Here is a 20,538-nt window from a genome sequence, read left to right on the forward strand (position 1 = left end):
GATTGCCATGCTCGACACCGTCAGACCCTCGCTTTTCGGATTCTTTGCCGGCACCAACCCGACCCCGCCGGCGCATCTCGGCACGCGCTACGACACCTCGGGCAATTTCCTGACCGAGCCCGGCAACACCGTCGTCAGCCATCTCGTCAGCGGATCGCCTTCCGAAGCCGCCGTGCTTGCGGTGCGCGAGAAGATGCTGGCGATGCCCGACGCCGACCGGCTCGCCTTCACGCCCGTTTCCAGCCTGCATATGACGCTGTTCCAGGGCATCATCGAATATCGCCGCCGCTTGCCTTACTGGCCGCAGGACGTACCGCTCGACACCAGCATCGACGCCATGACCCGCCTCTATCTGGAGCTCCTTTCAACATCAAGGTGATCGAGGTCGTGCCCACCGGTCTCACCGTTGCCGGCGCGACCGACGAGGACGTGCGCATCATGCGTCAATGGCGCGATGCGTTGGCGGTGCCGTTCGGCTACCGGCACCCCGATCATGACGCCTACGTCTTCCACATCACCTTCGCGTATCAGATCCGGCGTCTTGCCGACGACCGTGCGGCAGCATGGCAGGCTCTGTTCGACGATTGCCTGACGCTTTTGACAAGGCAGGCTCCGGTGATCGAGATCAAGGCGCCCGCCTTCTGCGCCTTTCGCGACATGAAGCACTTCGAGGAATTGCTGGTGCTTGGCTGATCGCCGGTCACGCGCCAATGCATGTCGCCCGAAAGTGGCCCCGGTTTTGGGAGAACGACATGCATAAAAACAAAGACCCGAAGCGCGCCGCGTGAATTCGTTTCAGCGCGACGCGCTTCAGCCGTCGCGCCTGTGGAGCGTAACAAAACTGACATGCTGGCGACACGGCAGGTTCATGTGGCTGCGCTAGGCGAGAGCCTGACGATCAACAAGGTCCGGACTGGAACCTGCTCATGTCAGCAAGCTCTGCCACACTCGAAATCCGCGGCGTCAGCCGACGATTTGGCAAGAACACCGCCGTCAGCGACGTCAACATCTCGATCCCACAGGGTCAGATGGTTGGCGTCATCGGCCGTTCGGGCGCTGGCAAATCGACCCTTCTTCGCATGATCAACCGTCTTGTCGACCCCAGCCAGGGGTCGATTTTTTTTGACGGCGCCGAGGTCTCCCAGTTGCGCGGCTCGCCGCTGCGGCGCTGGCAGCGCGATTGCGCCATGATCTTCCAGCAGTTCAACCTGGTGCCGCGCCTCGACGTGCTGACAAACGTCCTGCTCGGCAAATTGAACCATCGCTCGACCCTGTCCAACCTTCTCGGCATGTTCTCGCGCGCCGAATGCGCCGAGGCGGTCGCCGCGCTCGAGCGGCTCGACATAGCCCGCACCGCGCTTCAGCCCGCCGGCACCTTGTCTGGCGGACAGCAGCAGCGTGTCGCCATCGCCCGCGCCATGATGCAGCAGCCCAAAGTGATCCTCGCCGACGAGCCGATCGCCTCGCTCGACCCGCTCAACGCGAAGGTGGTGATGGATTCGCTGCAGGACATCAATCTGCGCGAGGGCATCACGGTCGTCACCAATCTGCACACGCTCGACACCGCCCGCGCCTATTGCAACCGCATCATCGGCATGGCCGCCGGCAAGGTCGTCTTCGACGGCCCGCCGGAAGAGCTCAACCGCGAGGCCGTGCGCCTCGTCTATGGCGCTGACAGCAATGGCGCAGAGATATCGGAGGCCATCACCTCCACCAGCGTTGCCTTCAAGCAGAAGATTGCCGCATCCGCCGGACCGCTCGAACCCGCATTCCCGGGTTACTGAGCCCATGATCCCGAAAAGTGGAATCCGGTTTTCGGGAAAGATCATGGGCCAAGAAAGGGCGGTTGGGATCGTCCGCCCGCGTCAAGGGCACTTGTCAAGATCAAGAACGCTGCCGGCGCGGGGCCGGAACTTACAGGAGAGACATCAAATGTTCAGGAAGATGGTTTTCAGCGCCGTTTCGGTGCTTGCCATGGCAACCAGCATGGCCCACGCCGCCGACATGAAGGAATTCCGCGTCGGCATTCTGGGCGGTGAAAACGAGACCGACCGGCTGCGCAACTACCAATGCCTGGCCGATCATCTGAAGGCCGAATTCGGCTTCGAGAAGGTCTCGCTGTTTCCTGCCGCCGACTATGACGGCGTCATCCAGGGCCTGCTCGGCGGCACGCTCGACTTCGCAGAACTCGGCGCCTCCGGCTACGCCAGCGTCTATCTCAAGGACCCGAAGGCGGTGACCCCGATCCTCACCACCAAGCAGACCGACGGTTCCACCGGCTATTATTCGATCGGCCTGGCTCTGAAGACCTCGGGCATCACCGACATCAAGTCGGCCAAGGGCAAGAAGCTCGGCTACGCCGATCCGGACTCCACCTCGGGCTACCTGATCCCGCTGACCCAGATTCCGAAGGACACCGGCGCCTCGAACGAAACCTTCTTCGCCTCGACCCAGTTCAACGGCGGCCATGAGAACAACATCCTGGCCGTGCGCGACGGCAAGGTCGATGTCGCGGTCGATGATTCCTCCGGCATCGGCGACTTCAAGAACGGCTTCACCTCCGGCACCTTCCACAAGGTCGTCGCCAAGGGCGCCGTCGACCCGAACGACTTCGTCGAAGTCTGGCGCTCGGGCCTGATCCCGAACGGCCCGCTGGTCGTGCGCACCGCGCTCGGTGACGAGATGACCGCCAAGCTCGCCGCCTTCTTCACCGAGCTGCCGACGAAGGACAAGGCTTGCTTCGAGGGCGTCGAAGGTGGCGATTTCACCGGCTACGTTCCGGTCAAGCCAGACTTCTACAACGTCATCGTCGAAGCCCGTAAGGCAGCCATCGGCGGCTAACGGCGAAATCGGAAAGGGCGGTGCCGAAAGCACCGCCCTTTTTGCATCTCCGATCATGACCCTTTCCGTGACAGCCCCCTCATTGACAGCCTCTTCTGGCGCCCCCCAGCAGATGGCCGATGCCTGGCGACGCCAGACGTCGCTGCGCCGGTTCTATACAGTGCTCGGCGTCGGCCTGCTGCTCGCCGCGATGCTCGCCAGCATGTGGTTCGCCGACGAAGCCAATGCCGGGCACTTTTTCGACCGGCTGCCGCATATTCTGGATTTTCTGGGCTGGCTGGTCCCAAAGGATTGGAACGACGTCTGGCGGGCACTGTTCGACATCGCCTCGCCGCATGACACCGGCACCCAGGAATACAATTTCCCGCTCGGCCGGATCTATGTCTGGGGCGGTTTCTACATCCCCGAATATTTCGAGCTGATGATCACGACGGTCAATGTAGCCCTGGTCTCGACCTTCGTCGGTTTCATCTTCGCCGTGCCGTTTTCCTTCATCGCCGCCCGCAACCTGACGCCCCATCCGGCGCTGCGGCTGATCGTCAAGCGCTTTATGGAGCTGCTGCGCGCCTTCCCTGAGATCGTCATTGCCGGCCTGTTCGCGGCAATCGTCTCCATCGGCCCGATCGCCGCCATCATCGCCATCGGCCTGCATTCGATCGGCGCGCTCGGCAAGCTGTTCTACGAGATCAACGAGAACATCGACATGCGTGCCGAGGAAGGCCTGCGCGCGGTCGGAGCCAACTGGTTCGAGCGCGTGCGCTTCGCCGACCTGCCGCAGGTCCTGCCCAATTTCATGTCCTACACACTGCTGCGCGTCGAGATCAATGTCCGCGCCTCGACCATCATCGGCGCCGTCGGCGGCGGCGGCATCGGCGAGGAGTTGAAGCTCTCCATCTCGCGCGGCTTCGGCGCCAAGACGCTGGCGCTGGTGCTGCTCTTGTTCACGACCATCTTCATCATCGACCAGTTCTCCGCCTGGCTGCGCCGCAAGCTGGTCGGCGAGCAAGCTTTCATGATGGGGGCGTGAATCATGGCGACCATGACCGCCGAGGAGATACTGTCGATCGAGGAGCGCTATCCGCAAGTGTTCCGGCGGCCGCTGTACAAGCGCTTCGCTCCGCTGTTCCTGTTCATCGGCATCCTGACCTATCTCATCTATGTCCTGTGGTTCTTCAGCCTGCCGCAAGTGCTGCGGGAATCGCACTGGGAGCGTCTGCCGCTGTTCCTGACACAATGGATCAGCTACGACCTGCAACCGGAATTCCGCCTCGACCAGCCTGAGATCACGCCAAAATACCCGCGCTTTTCCGCGCTTGGCGAGAACCCGAACCCCGACTGGGTGATCAAGAATCCGGACGGCACCTTCACCGTGCTGATCGACGGCCCGGCGAAATCCGTGACTTTCGGCAAGGCGCAGGCAACGATCGTGGCCAACGGCCAGACCGTGCCGGTTTCGCTGACCAGCGGCAAGCCGGTGATATCAGGCCCGGTGCCGGACTGGATCGCCGCGCATGACGACGAGGTGGTTGCCAAGATGGGCTTCGTCGGCGAAGTGCGCGTCACCGTCGATCGCGTCAAGGTGCGCAAGCGCTTCCTCGGCTGGGCGAATTTCGTCTTCGACACACGCTCGCCCTTCTTCGGCAAATCGTCGGGAGAGGTGATCTCGCTGATCGTGTCCGGGCCTGATTTGAAGCCGGGCACCTCGAACCTGGCGCTGGCGGGCGACAACATCTGGAACAACGCCCAGTGGCAGCACGGTGACGTCTGGACGAAGCTGCTGCAGACCATCGTCATGGCGTTCCTGGGCACCCTGCTTGGCGGTATCGTCGCCTTCCCGCTTGCCTTCTTCGCCGCCCGCAACATCACGCCGAGCGGTGTGCTCAGCCAGGTCCTGAAACGCTTCTTCGACTTCATGCGCTCGGTCGACATGCTGATCTGGGCGCTGTTCTTCACCCGCGCCTTCGGCCCTGGTCCGCTTGCGGGCAGTGCCGCGATCTTCTTCACCGAGATCGGCACGCTCGGCAAAACCTATTCCGAGGCGCTGGAGAACATCGACGACAAGCCGCGCGAAGGTGTGCTGTCGACCGGCGCCAACGGTCTCCTGGTGCAGCGCTACGGCGTCATGCCGGAAGTCATTCCGGTCTTCATCAGCCAGACGCTCTACCAGTGGGAATCCAACACACGCGGCGCTACCATCATCGGCGCCGTCGGCGCCGGCGGCATCGGCCTGAAACTGTGGGAAGCGATGCGCACCAATTCCAACTGGGCCAACGTCTTCTACATGGTGCTGCTGATCCTGCTGGTCGTCTTCATCTTCGACAACATCTCGAATTTCCTGCGCCGCCGGCTGAGCCGCACCATCCACGACTACAACAGGATCCAGGTCGAGCAGGGGTGATAGGCCTGGATGCCATGGTTGGCGGCTGCATCTCGCGAAGAGAGGAGCCTAAGCCGCCTTCTTCCACCCATTCCTGATATGCTTATACCCGTCGCGATAGACAGCTTCCGGGCTCTCGGAAAAATCGCGCCAAACCTTGGTCGCCGCAGCCAGGTCCTTCAGCGACCGCCCGAACGCCTCGATTGTCAGCCAGTCGTCATAGCCGCTCTTGCGGATCGCCGCGAACGTCTCTTTCCACGGGATGTTGCCGCGCCCCGGCACGCCGCGATCGTTTTCCGATATGTGGATATGCACGACATTCCGGCGATGCTTCGTATAGGCGCCAATCGGGTCGGCCTCCTCGATATTGGCATGAAAGGTGTCGTACATCGCCTTGATGTGCGGACGGCCGACGGCATCGATGTGCTCCGAGAGGTCCGCCATCGTGTTGAAAAGATAACATTCGAAGCGGTTCAGCGCCTCCAGCCCGATGGTGACGTTGCGCGTGCCGGCATGGTCGCCGATGGCGCGCTGCGAGGCGATGGAACGGTTCTTCTCGGCGGGGGTCGGCCCGCTGCCGGAAAAGGCGCCGAGCGTCGAATGCAGCGGCCCGCTGAGCGTTCTGGCGCCAAGCGCATCGGCGCAATCAACAGCCCATTTCATGTAAGCGATACCGGCCTTGCGCGTTGCCGCATCGGCCGAGATCAGGTTCATCGAGGGATCGCCCATCGCCGAGACCGCGGTCCGCTCCAGCCCGATGCGATCGAGCAGGTCGCCGAGCTTTTTATAATCGTCCGGCATGCCGGCGAAGATCGGTATCTCAACACCGTCGAAGCCCGTCGCCTTGATGTCGCGAAGCAGAGGCTCATGCTTCTTCGACACCGCCGTCGTCCACAAGAACATGCACATGCCGATTTTCATCGACGCCCTCCCCCCGTTTAATCCCCCCGGATCATTTTTGTTTTAGAGCTTGGTCCACGCGCCATTCTTCTTCGACGATTTCACACAGGCCTCGATGAAGGCCATGCCTTCGACGCCGTCCTGGATGGTCGGGAAGACGACATCCTTTGCCGGCTTGCCACCCTTCTTGCGCGCAGCGCGGATGGCGCGCGCCGCCTCCTGATAGATGTTGGCGAAGCCTTCGAGATAGCCCTCCGGATGGCCTGACGGCACGCGGCTGACACGGCCCGCCACCGGCAGCGCGCCGGCGCCGTTGCGGGTGATCAACTGCTTGGCCTGGCCGAATGGGGTGTACCAGAGATAGTTGGGATCGGCCTGCACCCATTCCAGCCCACCCTTCGAGCCATAGATGCGCAGCTTCAGCCCGTTCTCATGGCCGGGCGCCACCTGGCTCGCCCAGATCATGCCCTTGGCAGGATGCGTCTTGCCGGTGGGCTTGAAGCGCAGCATGACGTTGACATTGTCGTCGAGCAGCCGCCCCGGCACGAAGGCATCGAGATCGGCCGACAGCGAATCCAGCTCTAGCCCGGAGACGAAGCGGGCAAGATTGTAGGCATGGGTGCCGATGTCGCCCAGCGCACCGCCGGCGCCCGCCTGCTTGGGGTCGCCGCGCCATGATGCCTGCTTCTGGCCGGTGGCGGCGAGGTCCTCGGTCAGCCAGTCCTGCGGATATTCCGACTGCACGATGCGGATGTCGCCGAGCACGCCCTTGGCCACCATTTCGCGCGCCTGCCGCACCATCGGATAGGCGGTGTAATTGTGGGTGAGCACGAACACCTTGCCGGTCTTCTCGACGATCGCCGCGAGCTTTTTTGCCTCGGCCAGTGTCGTCGCCAGCGGCTTGTCGCAGATCACGTGGATGCCGGCCTCGAGAAACGCCTTGGCTGCCGGCACATGGACATTGTTGGGCGTCACGATGGCCACCGCCTCGATGCCGTCGGGGCGCTTGGCCTCGGCCTTGGCCATCTCGGCATAGGAAGCGTAGCTGCGATCCGGATCGAGCCCGAGTTCGGCGGCCGAAGCCTTGGCGCGCTCGGGGTTCGCCGACAGCGCACCAGCCACCAGCACGAATTCATTGTCCAGGCGCGCCGCTATGCGGTGCACCGCGCCGATGAAGGCGCCTTGCCCGCCGCCGACCATGCCATAGCGGATCGGGCCGCCTCCCGTTTCCGATTTCGATGCGCCGACCATGTTTTGTCCCTCGTGTCTTGGATACTTCTCCCCTCCGGGGAAGGGAAAGCCGTGTCAGATTCCCATCATCGCGCGCAGCACTTTCTTGTCCGTAGCGCCACCGGCGAAGTCGTCGAATGCCTTCTCCGTCACGCGGATGATGTGGTGCTGGATGAAAGGCGCCCCTTCGGCAGCTCCATCCTCGGGGTGCTTCAGGCAGCACTCCCATTCCAGCACCGCCCAGGAATCATAATTGTACTGCGTCAACTTGGAGAAGATGCCGCCGAAATCCACCTGCCCGTCGCCGAGCGAGCGGAAGCGTCCTGCGCGGTTGGTCCAGCTCTGATAGCCGGAATAGACGCCTTGCCGGCCGGTCGGGTTGAACTCGGCATCCTTGACGTGGAAGGCCTTGATGCGCTCGTGGTAGATGTCGATGAATTCGAGATAGTCGAGTTGCTGCAGCAGGAAGTGCGACGGGTCGTAGTTGATGTTGCAGCGCTTGTGGCCACCGACCGCCTCGAGGAACATCTCGAAGGTGGCGCCGTCGAACACGTCCTCGCCGGGATGGATTTCGTAGCCGACATCGACACCATTGTCCTCATAGACGTCGAGGATCGGCTTCCAGCGCTTGCCGAGTTCGGCGAAGGCCTCCTCGATCAGACCGGCCGGCCGCTGCGGCCAGGGGTAGAGGTAGGGGAAGGCCAGCGCACCGGAGAAGGACACCGAAGCCTTGAGGCCGAGATTCTTCGAGGCCTTGGCGCCGAACTTCATCTGTTCGACCGCCCATTTCTGCCGCGCCTTGGGATTGTTGTGGACCGAGGCCGGCGCGAAGCCGTCGAACTGCGCGTCATAGGCCGGATGCACCGCCACCAACTGACCCTGCAGATGCGTCGACAGTTCGGTGATCTCGACGCCGGCATCGGCGCAAATGCCCTTCACCTCGTCGCAATAGGTCTTGGAAGACGCCGCTTTCTCGAGATCGAACAGGCGCGCGTCCCAGGTCGGGATCTGCACGCCCTTATAGCCGAGACCGGCGGCCCATTTGGTGATCGCGGCCAGCGAATTGAATGGCGCTGCGTCACCCGCGAACTGCGCCAGAAACAGTCCAGGGCCCTTCATTGTCGTCGGCATCGGCATCCTCCCTCATTGTGTCGCGACCAAGCATAGCGCCGATTGGAAGCAGGGCCAGCCATTTTGGTCTTTTTGCAGCGGGCGCTTTGCAGGCACTGCCATTCTGGTATTACCAAATAGGGGAATTTGGTCAAGCCTGGCAATGCATCGATCGAGATCTGCAAATGTCCAAAGCATCGGCATATATCACAATATAATCAACGGAATAATTCGCACAGCAAGTTGCGCATCCGCGCTTCTTGCCGTTCCAGGCAATTTGCTGTAGACCTCACTTCAGGCCCAATTGGTCGAACCAGTTTGCAGGAAAAAGGCTGGGGATGCCTTGGGGAGGAACCCTTGCGCCGTCTTTCGGCGGTGCATGTCGAAGGCAAACGATACGGACGAATTTGGGAAGGACAGACCATGCATCTTTCGACGCACAACTGGATGCGGGCGGAACCATTGGAGACGACGCTCAAGCGCATCAAGAAGTTCGGCTATGAGTCGATCGAGATTTCCGGCGAGCCCGAGCAGTACAAGACCAAGGAGACGCGGGCGCTGTTGAAGGAGCATGGCATTCGCTGCTGGGGCGCGGTGACCCTGATGCTGGGCGAACGCAACCTTGCCGCCAAGAACCAGGGTCAGCGCGAGCGCTCGGTGCAGTACGTCAAGGACGTGCTGACCATGGTCAGCGAGCTCGATGGCGAGATCATCACGCTCGTCCCCGCGACGGTCGGCAAGGTCGTGCCGGACGGCACCGAGGAAGAGGAATGGAAATGGGTGGTCGACGCGACCCGCGAATGCTTCACCCATGCCAAGAAGGTCGGCGTCAAGATCGCCGTCGAGCCGCTCAACCGCTTCGAGACCTACCTGTTCAATCGCGGCGCCCAGGCGCTGGCGCTGGCCGACGCGGTCAGCCCCGAATGCGGCGTCTGCCTCGACGCCTACCACATCCATATGGAGGAATTTAACGTCTACGACGCCATCCGTCAGGTCGGAAAGCGCCTGTTCGACTTCCACGTCGCCGACAACAACCGCTTCGCAGCCGGCCTCGGCCAGATCGACTGGCCGAAGATCGTCGCCACCTTGAAGGAGGTCGGCTACGACGGCGCGCTGACCAACGAATTCGTCGCCCCGGTCGACCGCACGCCGGCGGCACCCTATCCCGAAATGGTCGAGCGCCACCCGGTCGATATCTCGCCTGAGCAGCTGAAGTTCATCCAGGACCACGGCTCCAGCGTGCTGACCGAGAAATTCTACACCGACCAGATGCGCATCACCGCCGAAACGCTGCTGCCGCTGATCAAGTAGTCGACGACTGTTGGGAAATTCGCCCTTTCGCCCTGACCGGCGGCGGGGCTGGGGAAAGACATGCGCATCAAGACCGTCCAAGCCTGGTGGGTCCGCATCCCGATCGAAGCCGCTCGGCAGCACCGCAGCGACTTCGGCCAGGTGACGACCTTCGACGCCGCCATCCTGCGCATCGAAACCGATGACGGACTGGTCGGCTGGGGCGAAGGCAAGAACGCTGCCGGCAGCGCCGGCAGCTACGGCGCCCTCGTCCACATGCTGAACCAGGAGGTCGGGCCACAGCTGATCGGCCGCGATCCGGCCGACATCGGCATCATCTGGGAAATGCTCTACAACGGCGTGCGCCACGACAGTGCCGCCCGCGCCGGCCACGCCATGCCGCAACTGGCGCGGCGCGGCATGAGCATCGCTGCCATCAGCGCCGTCGACATCGCGCTTTGGGACATCCTGGGCAAGTCACTCGGCCAGCCGGTCTGGCGGCTGCTCGGCGGCCGCAAGATCGACCGCATGCAGGCCTATGCCTCGGGCGGCTGGGCGTCCGCCGACGCCATCGGCGAGCAGTTGAAATCCTACATCGCCCGGGGCGGCTTCAAGGCGCTGAAGATGCGGGTCGGCGCCATGGATGGCGCCGCGCACATTTCGGCGGCCCGCGTCCGCGCCGCGCGCCAGGCGCTCGGCCCCGATGTCGAGCTGATGGTCGACGCCCACGGCACCTATACGGTGGCGGAGGCCAAACGCTTCATCCACCTCGTCAACGACCTCGATCTTGCCTGGTTCGAGGAACCGGTGATCGCCGACGACAAGCCGGGCATGGCGGAAGTGCGCGCCTCCGGCGCCGTGCCGATCGCCACTGGCGAAAGCGAGGCGACGCGCTATGCCTTCCGCGACCTCGCCGTGCTCAAGGCCGCCGACATCTTCCAGCCCGATCCCGCCTTTTGCGGCGGCATCAGCGAAGCGATGAAGATCGGCACCATCGCCAGCGCCTTCAATCTGCGCTTTGCGCCGCATCTGTGGGCCGGCGCGCCCTGCTTCTTCGCCGGGCTGCATGTCTGCGCCGCCTCGCCGTCGAGTTTCACCGTCGAATATTCACTCGGCGCCAACCCGATGATCCACGATCTGATCGAAGAGACTGTCGAAGCACAGGACGGTATGATAGCGATCCCGGAAAAGCCCGGATTGGGATTCACCGTTTCTGAGCGATTCCTGGAGGCGCACGCGCAACGCAATTGACGATGAAAGAAAAGAACCTTCTCGCGGAACTCGCAGCCTATCTGTTCTCCCACTCGGACAAGGAGAGCGGCCGCACCCCATCCGAACGTGAGCTGGCGGAGCATTTCGCCGTCAGCCGCGGCCAGATCCGCGAGGCGCTGGCCATCCTCGAAGCCATGCGCATCGTCGAGCGGCGCGCCAAATCCGGCATCTACATCGACACCAAGCAGGCGAGCGTCGAGGCGCTGGCGCTGTTCGCGCGCGCCGGCCTGCCGCTCGATCCCTTGCGGATCTACGAGACGGTCGAGTTGCGCAAGATCCACGAGATCAAGGCCGCCGAACTTGCCTGCTCGCGAGCCACCGAGGAGAATTTCGAGCGACTGCGCGAGATCCTCAAGGCTTCCGAGGAACGCATCGCTGCCGGCGAAGGTCTGGCCAAAGAGGACCGCGAGTTCCACCTGGAGATTGTGCGCGCCACCAAGAACAGCGTCTTCCACAACATCTGCAGCGTCTACTATCTGATGGGCGAGCAGCGCCTGCCGATCTATTTCAACGATCCCGAACGCAGCGTGCGTTCGCATGCCGAGCATGTGCAGATCTACGAGGCGCTGCTGCGCCGTGACGGCAATCTCGCCCAGGCACTGATGAGCGCCCATCTGCAAGGGGCGGAGAGCTACTGGAAGGGCCTGATCGAGGGCGGCAATGCGGCTGCGCCCGCGAGCCCGGCGCTCGAAAAGGCCTGAGCGTGGCCCAGACCGTGCCAAAGATCCTGTCGACCCATCCGCTGCATCCGCGCGCTTCGGCCAAGCTCGCGGGCGCCGGCCAGCTCGTCATCGCATCGGCGCTCGATCCCGCCACCTTGACCCGGGAGGCCAAGGACGCCGACATCGTCATCGTGCGTGCACCGCTGCCGCCGGCGCTGTTCGAGGGCGCCTGGAAGCTGAGGGCTGCCATCCGCCATGGCGCCGGGCTCGACATGATCCCGATGGAGGCGGCGACGGCGGCCGGCGTGCTGGTGGCCAATGTGCCGGCGGTCAATGCCCGTTCGGTGGCGGAACACGTCATGTTCACCGCACTTGCGCTGCTGCGGCAATTCCGCAGGGTCGACCGCGACCTGCGCGCCAAAGGCTGGCTCGCCGGGCGCGAGCACGCCAATTCCAACATCGAGCTTGCCGGCAAGACCATCGGCATTGTCGGCCTCGGCGCCGTCGGGCAAGCCGTCGGCCATATCGCCGCGCACGGTTTCGACCTGAAGGTGGTGGCAACGACGCGCAGCATGCAGCCGGCGCCCGAGAAAGTCGGCTTCCTGTCGATCGACGCGCTGGTCGAACAGAGCGACATCGTCGTGCTCTGCTGTCCGCTGACGCCGGAGACGCGCGGCCTGATCAGCCGCGAGCGCATCGCCCGCATGAAACCCAATGCGCTCTTGATCAACGTTTCGCGTGGGCCGGTCGTCGATGACGACGCCCTGATCGAGGCCTTGCGGGAACGCCGCATCGGCGGTGCGGCACTCGATGTGTTTTCGACGCAGCCGCTGCCGTCCAATCATCCCTATTTCGGCTTCGACAACGTCATCATCACCCCGCATATGGCAGGCATTACCGAGGAATCGATGATGCGCATGGGCATCGGCGCGGCGGGCGAAGCCTTGCTGGTGCTGGACGGCAAGCTGCCGGTCAATCTGCGCAATCCGGAAGCGGTCGATCACTACCGGCGGCGCTTTCCGCTCGACCTATAGCAATCGCTGTTTCGCCCCAATTTTCCGCGACGTTGCAGCCATGTCCAGTCTTCGCCTCGCATTTCTGATTGCCGCAGCCTCGTCCATCTTCGCCCTGCCGGCATTCGCGGCAGCCGAAAGCAGCTATGTCTATTGCGACAATGGGCTGCGCTGCCTCAAGGCGCCCTGCCCGTCGAACAGCGCTCTCGACCTTGCCACAGGCAAGATCATCAAGGGTGTATCGATCGACGCCAGCGGATTACCGCAGGCCGACAAGGCGATAACGGATCAGTCCGACGTGCTCTACTCGGGGAGGATCGTCGTCAGGGGCTCGATCGAGCAGCGTACCCAGACCATCACCGGCAAGGATTACAGTCTGCCCTGGCTGGTCGCAACACGCATCGTGCGCACCGCCCAGGACAGCGAACGCAAGCACTGTTCCTCGCGCTGATCGGCCAATTGCCGGTCAGCCGCCCAGCAGCCGCTCCGTTTCGGCGGCTATCCGCAGCAGATGCCGGTCGCGGCCGTTGCGCGCGACCAGCATCAGTCCGGCCGGTAGCGCCATGTCGGGCATCGGCAGCGAGATCGCACAGAGGTCGAACTGGTTGGCCACCTGCGTGTTGCGCAGCAGCAGGCCTTCCACGCGGTCCCGCAGTTCGGCATCCTCGGCCATGGAAACGATAGTCAGCGCCATCACCGGCGTGGTCGGCAGGGCCAGCACATCGACCGATGCCAGCCGCTCGTCCATGGCGGCAATGAGAGCGCTGCGGCGGCGCAGGACCCTGATATAGACGGGCGCCGGCAGCATCGCCGCCCGCGACAAAGGTCCGCTGACATGCGGGTCGACCGGTACCGATGCACCTTTCGCCAGCCAGTCGGCATGCACTTCGGCCCCTTCCATGGCAGCGATCGAGCCACGCTTGGTGGCGGTCCTGAACTCCGCGATCAGGTCGTCGATCACCAGATCGGCCATGCGCGCGCCCGCCTTTTCTATCTTGCCGAGACAATGCTCGAACGCCCCGGCAACTTCACCTTCCGTGTCGCCAAAAAGAACACCGCGCGGCACACCGACGCGAAGTCCCGCGAGCGATATGGCCGCCAGTTCGGTCGGCACCTCGCCGGCCATCACCGCGTCTGTGGCGGCACATTGCGCAACGGTTCGGGCAAGCGGCCCGATCGAGTCCAAGGTGCCAGACAGCGGAAAGGCGCCGGTCAGCGGCACCCGCCGCGCTGTCGGCTTGAAACCAACGACACCATTGAGCGCCGCCGGAATGCGGATGGAGCCGCCGGTATCGGATCCGATGGAGATATCGCTCGTCCCCTCGCCGATGGAAACGCCGGCGCCGGAGGACGAACCACCAGGAATTAGGCTGGCATCGACGGCATTGCCTGGCGTGCCGTAGTGCATGTTGTCGCCGATCGCCGTGAAGGCGAATTCGGTCATGTTGGTCTTGCCGATGAGGACCGCACCGGCTTGCCGAAGCCGGCTGACGATGGCGGCGTCGCGCGCGGCGGGCGTAGCGGTCTTTCGCATCAGCGAGCCGGCCGTGGTTGGTTCACCGGCAACGTCGAACAGATCCTTGATCGAGACGATGACGCCGTCGAGCGGTCCGAGCGTCACGCCGGCTCGGCCGCGGGCGTCGCTGGCATCAGCCGCCGCCCGCGCGGCCTCGATATAGAGCTTGGTAAAGACCTTTTCGTCGGCCGCACGATTGGCAAGACGTGACAGGATGATTTCGAGACGGTCGCGGATGGATTGCATGTCGATGTCGGACTCCGCCAGGATGCAACGTCTTTAAGGCAGGCAGCCGGTTGGGCCTGCGAAAGGGATAACCCGGCCAGCGTGCCTTTGCACCTGTCAGCGATAGGAAGATACTGATGCTCTACAAAGGCAGCTGTCATTGCGGCAAGATCGCCTTCCAATTCAAGGCGGAACTGACCGGCGCCGTGCGGTGCAATTGTTCGATCTGCTCGCGCAAGGGCGCGCTCCTATGTGCCATCCCGCATGGGAGCCTGACGGTCCTGGCCTGGGGCGACGATCTGGGCACCTATACGTTCGGCAACCACGCCATGGCGCACCGCTTCTGCCGCACCTGCGGCATCCATCCTTTCGCCGAGGACGTCCGGGAAGGCGATGAGCGCAGCGCCTATGTCAACCTCAACTGCGTCGCCGATATCGAGCCGTCCACCTTGCCGATCTTCGACTTCGACGGACGCTCGCTGTGAAGCGATTCCGGATTGCCTTACCGGTAACCCGTTGCATCGGCGGGTTTGCCGGCGTCCTGAACCTCCGGTAGATAACGCCAGGCATCGGGCCGCGAACCATCGAGATCGGTAAAGCCGTAGACCTGCGCCAGTCCGCCGCTGGACAGCGACTGCCCGTTCCAGCGCGAGCGGTCCGTGTCCGCCGCCAAAGCGGCAACGGCACGGCCGATGAAGCGCGGTGTCTCCGAAATAATGAAATGCGGCACCTTTGCCGTGGCATCGCGCCAATTCACCTCGCGCACGCCAAAGGCCTCCAGCATCATCTCCGACCGCAGCCAGCCTGGCGTCAAAGAGACCGAGGTGGCGCCGTGTTTCGAAAGATCCTTGGCATGAGCCCACGCCATGCGATTCACCGCGACCTTGGCAAGATCGTAGAAGGGTGACAGCCGGTAGTGCTCGGCATTGTACTCGGCCGTGCCGTCGGTGACTTCCACCAGCAGTCCGCCCGGCTGCTCGATCATGAGCGGCAGCGCGTGGTGGGCGGTGATCAGATGGGTGTCGATGGCCAGACGCAGCATACGCAAGCCATTGTCCAGATTGTGCTCCCATACCGACTTGTCCCATTCGAACAGCTTTTCACCGCCCCAGATGTCGTTGACCAGTATATCGAGGCGGCCCTGTTCCTTGCGGATGCGCTCGACCAGCCCGCGCACATCATCGGCCACGAGGTGATCGACCTGGACGGCGATGCCGTTGCCGCCGTTGGCCGTGACCAGTTCCGCCGTCTCCTCGATTGTTTCGGGCCGGGCATATTCGGATTGCTGGGCACGCGTGCTCCGCCCCGTGACATAGACCGTTGCGCCGGCGGCGCCGAGTTCGACCGCTATGCCGCGTCCGGCGCCTCGTGTGCCGCCGGCGACCAGGGCAACTTTTCCTTGCAACATCATTGAACTCTCCCAAAAACGGCACCATCGATGAAAACCGGGCTGGCTCGCGCCGCTCGCATCATATATAAATGATCATTCGGTTATATAAGGATGTCAAGATGACCCGGCCCAAAACCCAGTCCGACGAGCAGGTGCTGGAAGCCGCATTGCGATTGATCCACGAGCACGGCCCGGAAGCGCTCACCTTCGAGCGCCTGGCAAAAGCCTGTGGCCTCTCCGGTGCAACCCTGGTGCAGCGCTTCGGGAACAAGGCTCGGTTGAAGCAGCGCACCTTGCTGCACGCCTGGGACGGTCTTGACGACAAGACCAGGACGTTGGCGGCCGCCGTTCCCAGAACGCCTGCCGGCGCGGTCGAATTGCTGGTCGCGCTGTCGCAGGGCTATGGCGGCATCGAATCCTATGCCGAGGGCCTGCTTGTCCTGCGCGAGGATCTGCGTGACCCCATGCTCAGGACGCGCGGTGCCGCCTGGAAAACAACCCTGTGCAATGCCCTCGCGCCTTGCTTTGCCGGAACGCCCGGCTCACCGCAGGACATCGGCCTGCTGATGGCGTCGCATTGGCAGGGATCGTTGCTGTGGTGGAGTTTCGATCCGACGATTGAAGTCGCCGTCTACGTCGAGGACAGCCTCAACCGTTTCGTTGCCGCCATCACGACGGCAGCGGCCCGAAAACCATGATGGTTCTCGGGCCGCTGGATGAGGCGGAGATGAGAGCTTATTCGGCCTGCTTCGGGCCGCGCAGCAACACCACGATGGCCGCCAGCAGCGTTGCGATGCCGCAATAGGCGAAGGCGCTGGCCACGCCGGCATGATCGACCAGCAGGCCGCCGAGGAAGGCCCCCAGCGCAATCGCCACCTGGAAAGTCGCCACCATCAAGCCGCCGGCGCTTTCGGCCTGGTCGGGTGCCGCCCGCACCAGCCAGCTCTGCAGTCCGACCGGAACCGCGCCGAAGGCAAAGCCCCAGGCGGCGACGGCAACCGCAGCGATCGTCGGCGAGGTGCCGAAGATCAGCATCGAGGCGGCTGCCAGGGCGATCAGCAGGGGCGCCAGCGCCACAGCTATCTTGAGGTTGCGTTCGGCCAGGAAGCCACCGGCGATATTGCCGAAGAAACCGCCAATGCCATAGGCCAGAAGCACCAATGAGATCGTCTCGATGTGGAGCATCGGCACCTTTTCGAGGAAGGGGCGCACATAGGTGAAGCCGGCGAAATGCCCCGACGCGACCAGCAGCATCACCAGCAGGGCCACCCGGATCGACGGCCGCTCCAGGACATAGAGCAAGGTGCGGAAGCTCGCGACACCCACCGGCGGCAGCTTCGGAATGGTGACCAACTGCACCAGCAGCGCAAGGGCACCGACGATGGTCGCGACCATGAACGCCGTGCGCCAGCCCCAGATGTCGCCGACATAGGCGCCGACAGGAGCGGCGGTGACGGTGGCCAGCGAAACACCGGTCAGGATGATCGACATGGCGCGCGGCATCAGCCGCATCGGCACCAGCCGCAGCGCCATGGCCGCCGACATTGCCCAGAAGCCGCCCAGCGCGACCCCGAGCACGACGCGGGCCAACAGAAGCATGGGCAGCGACGCGGCAAAGGTGGCGAGAAGGTTGGACAGGATGAGGAACGAGGTCAGCATCCACATCACCAGCCTGCGGTCCATGCGCCTTGTGATGATCGCCATGGTGGGCGCGGCAATGGCGCCGACGATGGCGGTTGCCGTCACCGCTTGTCCTGCCACGCCCTCGGTGACGCCGAGATCGCGCGCCATCGGCGTCAGCAGGCTGGTGGGCAGGAATTCGGCGGTCACGAGACCGAAAACGCCAAGTGCCAGCGAACCCACGGCGCCCCAGGCCGGTTCGGTTCGTTCATCGGTGCCTGCGGGGTTCAGAAGTGTGGCGTCGATGACATCAGTTGCGGGTTCGGCCATGGTCAGTCTCCGATCTGTTGCAGCGCCACATAAGAAACGACCGCCCGGGGCTTCCACCCGTTCCATGCCTTACCGTCACGGCTTGGCCATGGGGCCGGTCTGCGATTTGTTTGCGGCGCAACATTTGGCTGCAGTGCAACATAGGAAGTGACGCCCTGGAGTTTCCATGCTAAAAACCCCATTATGCTTGACCATTCGTCCAAAATTCCAATCACGGGCGACCCGCTGACGGACATATTGCGCGGCCTGCGCCTCGATGGCGTCGAGTATGGCCGCTGCGAGATGAAAGAGCCTTGGGGCATCCAGTTTCCGGCTCAGCCAGGGGCGCGATTTCACTTCATCGGCCGCAAGGGCTGCTGGCTGAAGCAGCCCTCCGGCGAATGGGTGGAGCTTAATGCCGGCGATGCGGTGCTGCTGCCGCGCGGCGAGGCCCATGTACTGGCCAGCGAACCCCGGGCGAAGGCCTGGCCGATCCATGGCTACAAGCTCGAGGAAGTCTGCAAGGACGTCTATTGCACGTCGAACGCGGAGATGTGCGACAAGAATTGCCAGCCGGGAACGCTGCTGTTCTGCGCCGCGATGTATTTCAACATCGACGGCCTGCATCCGCTGCTCGGCATGATGCCGGACGTGATGCGCTCGCATGAGCTGGAAGCCTATGAGCCGGGCATTCCGCATCTGTTGGAATCCATGGCGCGCGAAGTGACGATGGAGCGCGTCGGCTCCGGCGGCATCCTGGCGCGGCTGGCCGATGTGGTCGCCGCCACCGTCATCCGCTCATGGGTCGAGCGTGGCTGCGGCGATTCCTCCGGCTGGATCGCCGCTGTCCGGGACCGCGACATCGGCCGCGTGTTGGCCGCCATCCATCTCGAACCCGACCATGACTGGACGGTCGAGTCGCTGGCCAGGGTGATGGGTGCTTCGCGTTCGGGCTTTGCCGAGCGCTTCGCCACCATCGTCGGCGAAACGCCGGCAAAATATGTCACCCAGGTCAGGATGCATCAGGCGCGGCAGTGGCTGGTCCGCGACCGGATGAAGATCTCGGTCGTTGCCGCCCGCCTCGGCTATGAATCGGACGCCGCCTTCAGCCGTGCCTTCAAGCGCGTCATCGGTTCGGCGCCCAGCCATCTGCGCGCAGAGGAGCAGGCCGACATCCGCCAGGCCGGGTAACGCATCTCGGCCGTGACGGACTGACAATTCCACGCTAGAACCCGGACATGGATTTCACATCATCCGAGGGTGTCTCGCCGGCTTCAGGCGGTCCGCTGACCGACATGCTGCGAGGATTGCGGCTTGATGGCGTCGATTACGGCCGCTGCGAACTTGGCGAGCCGTGGGCCGTGCTCTTTCCAGCCCAGGAGGCGGCGCGTTTCCACTTCATCGGCCGGCACCGATGCTGGCTGTTTTCGCCATCCCGGCAATGGTCGGAGCTGAAAGCCGGCGATGCGCTGCTGTTGCCGCGTGGCGCCGAGCACATTCTTGCCAGCGCGCCGGACGTCCATGCCGTGCCGATCGAAAGCTACAGCATCGAGCCTTTGCAGGATAATGTCTACGCCGTCTCGAACGGCGGCCATGGCGCGAAAACCCTGCTGTTTTGCGGCAGCATGCACTTCAATCTGGGAGGATCGCATCCTGTGCTCGCCATGATGCCGGACATGATGCGCGCCCGCGACTTGATGGCGGACGAACCGGGCATTCCGCACCTTCTGGAAGCCATGGCCAGCGAAGTGACCGGCAATCGCGCCGGCTCGGGCAGCATGCTGGCGCGGCTGGCCGACGTATTGGCGGCAAGCATCATCCGTTCATGGGTGGAGAACGGTGGCGACAGCACCACCGGCTGGACCGCGGCGATAAGGGATCGCGACATCGGCCGCGTGCTGGTGGCCATTCATCGCCAGCCCGACCGGAACTGGACCGTCGAAGCCCTCGCACGCGAAATGGGCGCCTCACGTTCGGCCTTCGCCGAACGGTTCACGGCAATCGTCGGCGAAACACCGGCTCGATATGTCGCCCGGCTGCGCATGCACCAGGCGCGGCAGTGGCTGATCGAAGACCGGATGCGGGTGTCGGTGGTGGCCGCCCGACTGGGCTACGAGTCCGAAGCTTCGTTCAGCCGGGCGTTCAAGCGCATCGTCGGCACGGCGCCCAGCCATCTGCGCACCGTCAACGGCACCTCCGAGGAACGCTAGACTAACGCGGCACGGACCTTGCCGTGTTGGATGGCTGGATGAATTGCCAAGTCTTCCGGACGCTGTGTCATTGCCGGGCCGGCTGCATGCAATAGCTTGCCGTTGCCAGCCGTGAGCGGGCCGATTCAAGGAGAAAGCCATGCCAGATCATCTGAAGGTCCTGACGCTCGCCACCATGCTCGTGGTCTCCGGCCAGGCTTTCGCCCTTGAGGACAGCTATCTTCCGGCCAACAAGATCCCCTATGTCGCCGAGGCGCCAGACCAGCCGCAGCGCCTCGGACCGCTGTGGGGCGAAAGGGCCAAGGGCCCTGCGGGAACGCTGCTGAAAGTCCCAGGCAACTGGCGCGCTCCGGTTCACGCGCACACCGCCGACTACCGTGCGGTGGTCATAAAGGGGCTGTGGGCGCATTGGCAGCTGCAAGGCGGCGAAGTGACCAAGGTCGAACTGCCTCCGGGATCCTACTGGACCCAGAAGGCCAACGAGATGCATGACGACGCTTGCCTGTCCGACACGGAGTGCGTGATCTTGCTGATCAACGACACGCCCTACGAGACCTACTTGGCGAAATAACC

At 63.6% G+C, this 20,538-nt stretch carries 20 protein-coding genes and 1 pseudogene; 15 read left to right on the forward strand and 6 right to left on the reverse strand.

What is annotated here, in order from left to right; translation table 11 throughout:
* The first annotated feature begins 7 nt into the window (after window positions 1-7).
* The 5 genes and pseudogenes from D3242_RS17500 to phnE (D3242_RS17520) all read left to right on the forward strand — a co-directional run bounded on the left by D3242_RS17500 (window position 8) and on the right by phnE (D3242_RS17520) (window position 5,239).
* Window positions 8-693 (forward strand): annotated as a pseudogene (locus D3242_RS17500) (DUF1868 domain-containing protein).
* Window positions 694-926: 233 nt separating this feature from the next.
* The gene (gene phnC, locus D3242_RS17505; RefSeq protein WP_019861277.1) at window positions 927-1,784 is read left to right on the forward strand and encodes a phosphonate ABC transporter ATP-binding protein; all 858 of its coding nucleotides are present in this window, start codon (window positions 927-929) and stop codon (window positions 1,782-1,784) included.
* A gap of 148 nt (window positions 1,785-1,932) precedes the next feature.
* Window positions 1,933-2,841 (forward strand): phosphonate ABC transporter substrate-binding protein, encoded by a 909-nt coding sequence (phnD, locus tag D3242_RS17510; protein WP_019861278.1) that lies wholly within the window; start codon window positions 1,933-1,935, stop codon window positions 2,839-2,841.
* 55 nt (window positions 2,842-2,896) lie between these two features.
* Complete coding sequence (gene phnE / locus D3242_RS17515) at window positions 2,897-3,868, forward strand: phosphonate ABC transporter, permease protein PhnE (RefSeq protein WP_019861279.1); 972 nt, start codon at window positions 2,897-2,899, stop codon at window positions 3,866-3,868.
* 3 nt (window positions 3,869-3,871) lie between these two features.
* The gene (gene phnE / locus D3242_RS17520; RefSeq protein ID WP_019861280.1) at window positions 3,872-5,239 is read left to right on the forward strand and encodes a phosphonate ABC transporter, permease protein PhnE; all 1,368 of its coding nucleotides are present in this window, start codon (window positions 3,872-3,874) and stop codon (window positions 5,237-5,239) included.
* A 48-nt stretch (window positions 5,240-5,287) separates the two neighbouring features.
* On the opposite strand, the gene D3242_RS17525 is transcribed toward phnE (D3242_RS17520), so the two are convergent.
* The 3 genes from D3242_RS17525 to D3242_RS17535 are packed head-to-tail and all read right to left on the reverse strand — an operon-like array spanning window position 5,288 to window position 8,479.
* Window positions 5,288-6,139: a sugar phosphate isomerase/epimerase family protein gene (locus tag D3242_RS17525; RefSeq protein ID WP_038649802.1), complete on the reverse strand. Its 852-nt coding sequence runs from the start codon at window positions 6,137-6,139 to the stop codon at window positions 5,288-5,290.
* Window positions 6,140-6,181: 42 nt separating this feature from the next.
* Window positions 6,182-7,369 (reverse strand): Gfo/Idh/MocA family protein, encoded by a 1,188-nt coding sequence (locus D3242_RS17530; protein WP_064980926.1) that lies wholly within the window; start codon window positions 7,367-7,369, stop codon window positions 6,182-6,184.
* A 54-nt stretch (window positions 7,370-7,423) separates the two neighbouring features.
* Window positions 7,424-8,479 carry a sugar phosphate isomerase/epimerase family protein gene (locus D3242_RS17535; protein ID WP_064981681.1) on the reverse strand — a complete coding sequence of 352 codons (1,056 nt, stop codon included), beginning with the start codon at window positions 8,477-8,479 and terminating at the stop codon, window positions 7,424-7,426.
* Window positions 8,480-8,881: 402 nt separating this feature from the next.
* On the opposite strand from D3242_RS17535, the gene D3242_RS17540 reads away from it, so the two are divergent.
* From D3242_RS17540 to D3242_RS17560, 5 genes are read left to right on the forward strand one after another with little or no spacing between them, the layout of a single operon-like run.
* Window positions 8,882-9,769 (forward strand): sugar phosphate isomerase/epimerase family protein, encoded by an 888-nt coding sequence (locus D3242_RS17540; protein WP_019861286.1) that lies wholly within the window; start codon window positions 8,882-8,884, stop codon window positions 9,767-9,769.
* 60 nt (window positions 9,770-9,829) lie between these two features.
* Window positions 9,830-10,999 carry a mandelate racemase/muconate lactonizing enzyme family protein gene (locus D3242_RS17545; RefSeq protein ID WP_064980927.1) on the forward strand — a complete coding sequence of 390 codons (1,170 nt, stop codon included), beginning with the start codon at window positions 9,830-9,832 and terminating at the stop codon, window positions 10,997-10,999.
* Between the two features lie 2 nt (window positions 11,000-11,001).
* Entirely contained in the window at window positions 11,002-11,721 is a 720-nt protein-coding gene (locus D3242_RS17550) for a FadR/GntR family transcriptional regulator (RefSeq protein ID WP_064980929.1), read from the forward strand.
* Between the two features lie 2 nt (window positions 11,722-11,723).
* The gene (locus D3242_RS17555) at window positions 11,724-12,716 is read left to right on the forward strand and encodes a hydroxyacid dehydrogenase (protein ID WP_394811832.1); all 993 of its coding nucleotides are present in this window, start codon (window positions 11,724-11,726) and stop codon (window positions 12,714-12,716) included.
* Window positions 12,717-12,756: 40 nt separating this feature from the next.
* Window positions 12,757-13,146: a hypothetical protein gene (locus D3242_RS17560; RefSeq protein WP_064980931.1), complete on the forward strand. Its 390-nt coding sequence runs from the start codon at window positions 12,757-12,759 to the stop codon at window positions 13,144-13,146.
* A 15-nt stretch (window positions 13,147-13,161) separates the two neighbouring features.
* Here the strand turns inward: D3242_RS17560 and D3242_RS17565 are convergent, their stop codons facing one another.
* Window positions 13,162-14,457, reverse strand: a complete 1,296-nt coding sequence (locus D3242_RS17565; protein WP_064980933.1) for an amidase — start codon at window positions 14,455-14,457, stop codon at window positions 13,162-13,164.
* 116 nt (window positions 14,458-14,573) lie between these two features.
* Here D3242_RS17565 and D3242_RS17570 point away from each other — a divergent pair, with 116 nt between their 5' ends.
* Window positions 14,574-14,921, forward strand: a complete 348-nt coding sequence (locus D3242_RS17570; RefSeq protein WP_019861292.1) for a GFA family protein — start codon at window positions 14,574-14,576, stop codon at window positions 14,919-14,921.
* A gap of 17 nt (window positions 14,922-14,938) precedes the next feature.
* On the opposite strand, the gene D3242_RS17575 is transcribed toward D3242_RS17570, so the two are convergent.
* Window positions 14,939-15,847 carry an SDR family oxidoreductase gene (locus D3242_RS17575; RefSeq protein WP_038649816.1) on the reverse strand — a complete coding sequence of 303 codons (909 nt, stop codon included), beginning with the start codon at window positions 15,845-15,847 and terminating at the stop codon, window positions 14,939-14,941.
* Between the two features lie 98 nt (window positions 15,848-15,945).
* Between D3242_RS17575 and D3242_RS17580 the strand changes: the two genes are divergently transcribed.
* The gene (locus D3242_RS17580) at window positions 15,946-16,524 is read left to right on the forward strand and encodes a TetR/AcrR family transcriptional regulator (RefSeq protein WP_223217855.1); all 579 of its coding nucleotides are present in this window, start codon (window positions 15,946-15,948) and stop codon (window positions 16,522-16,524) included.
* A gap of 37 nt (window positions 16,525-16,561) precedes the next feature.
* On the opposite strand, the gene D3242_RS17585 is transcribed toward D3242_RS17580, so the two are convergent.
* Complete coding sequence (locus D3242_RS17585) at window positions 16,562-17,776, reverse strand: MFS transporter (protein WP_064980937.1); 1,215 nt, start codon at window positions 17,774-17,776, stop codon at window positions 16,562-16,564.
* Between the two features lie 183 nt (window positions 17,777-17,959).
* On the opposite strand from D3242_RS17585, the gene D3242_RS17590 reads away from it, so the two are divergent.
* From D3242_RS17590 to D3242_RS17600, 3 genes are all read left to right on the forward strand, one after another.
* Window positions 17,960-18,946, forward strand: a complete 987-nt coding sequence (locus D3242_RS17590) for an AraC family transcriptional regulator (RefSeq protein WP_064980939.1) — start codon at window positions 17,960-17,962, stop codon at window positions 18,944-18,946.
* Between the two features lie 47 nt (window positions 18,947-18,993).
* Entirely contained in the window at window positions 18,994-19,965 is a 972-nt protein-coding gene (locus D3242_RS17595; protein WP_064980941.1) for an AraC family transcriptional regulator, read from the forward strand.
* A gap of 139 nt (window positions 19,966-20,104) precedes the next feature.
* On the forward strand, window positions 20,105-20,536 hold the full coding sequence (locus D3242_RS17600; protein ID WP_064980942.1) for a DUF4437 domain-containing protein: 432 nt from the start codon (window positions 20,105-20,107) through the stop codon (window positions 20,534-20,536).
* The last annotated feature ends 2 nt before the right edge of the window (window positions 20,537-20,538 follow it).

Source organism: Mesorhizobium jarvisii (assembly GCF_003601985.1).
In the GTDB taxonomy this organism is placed as follows: Bacteria; Pseudomonadota; Alphaproteobacteria; order Rhizobiales; family Rhizobiaceae; genus Mesorhizobium; species Mesorhizobium jarvisii.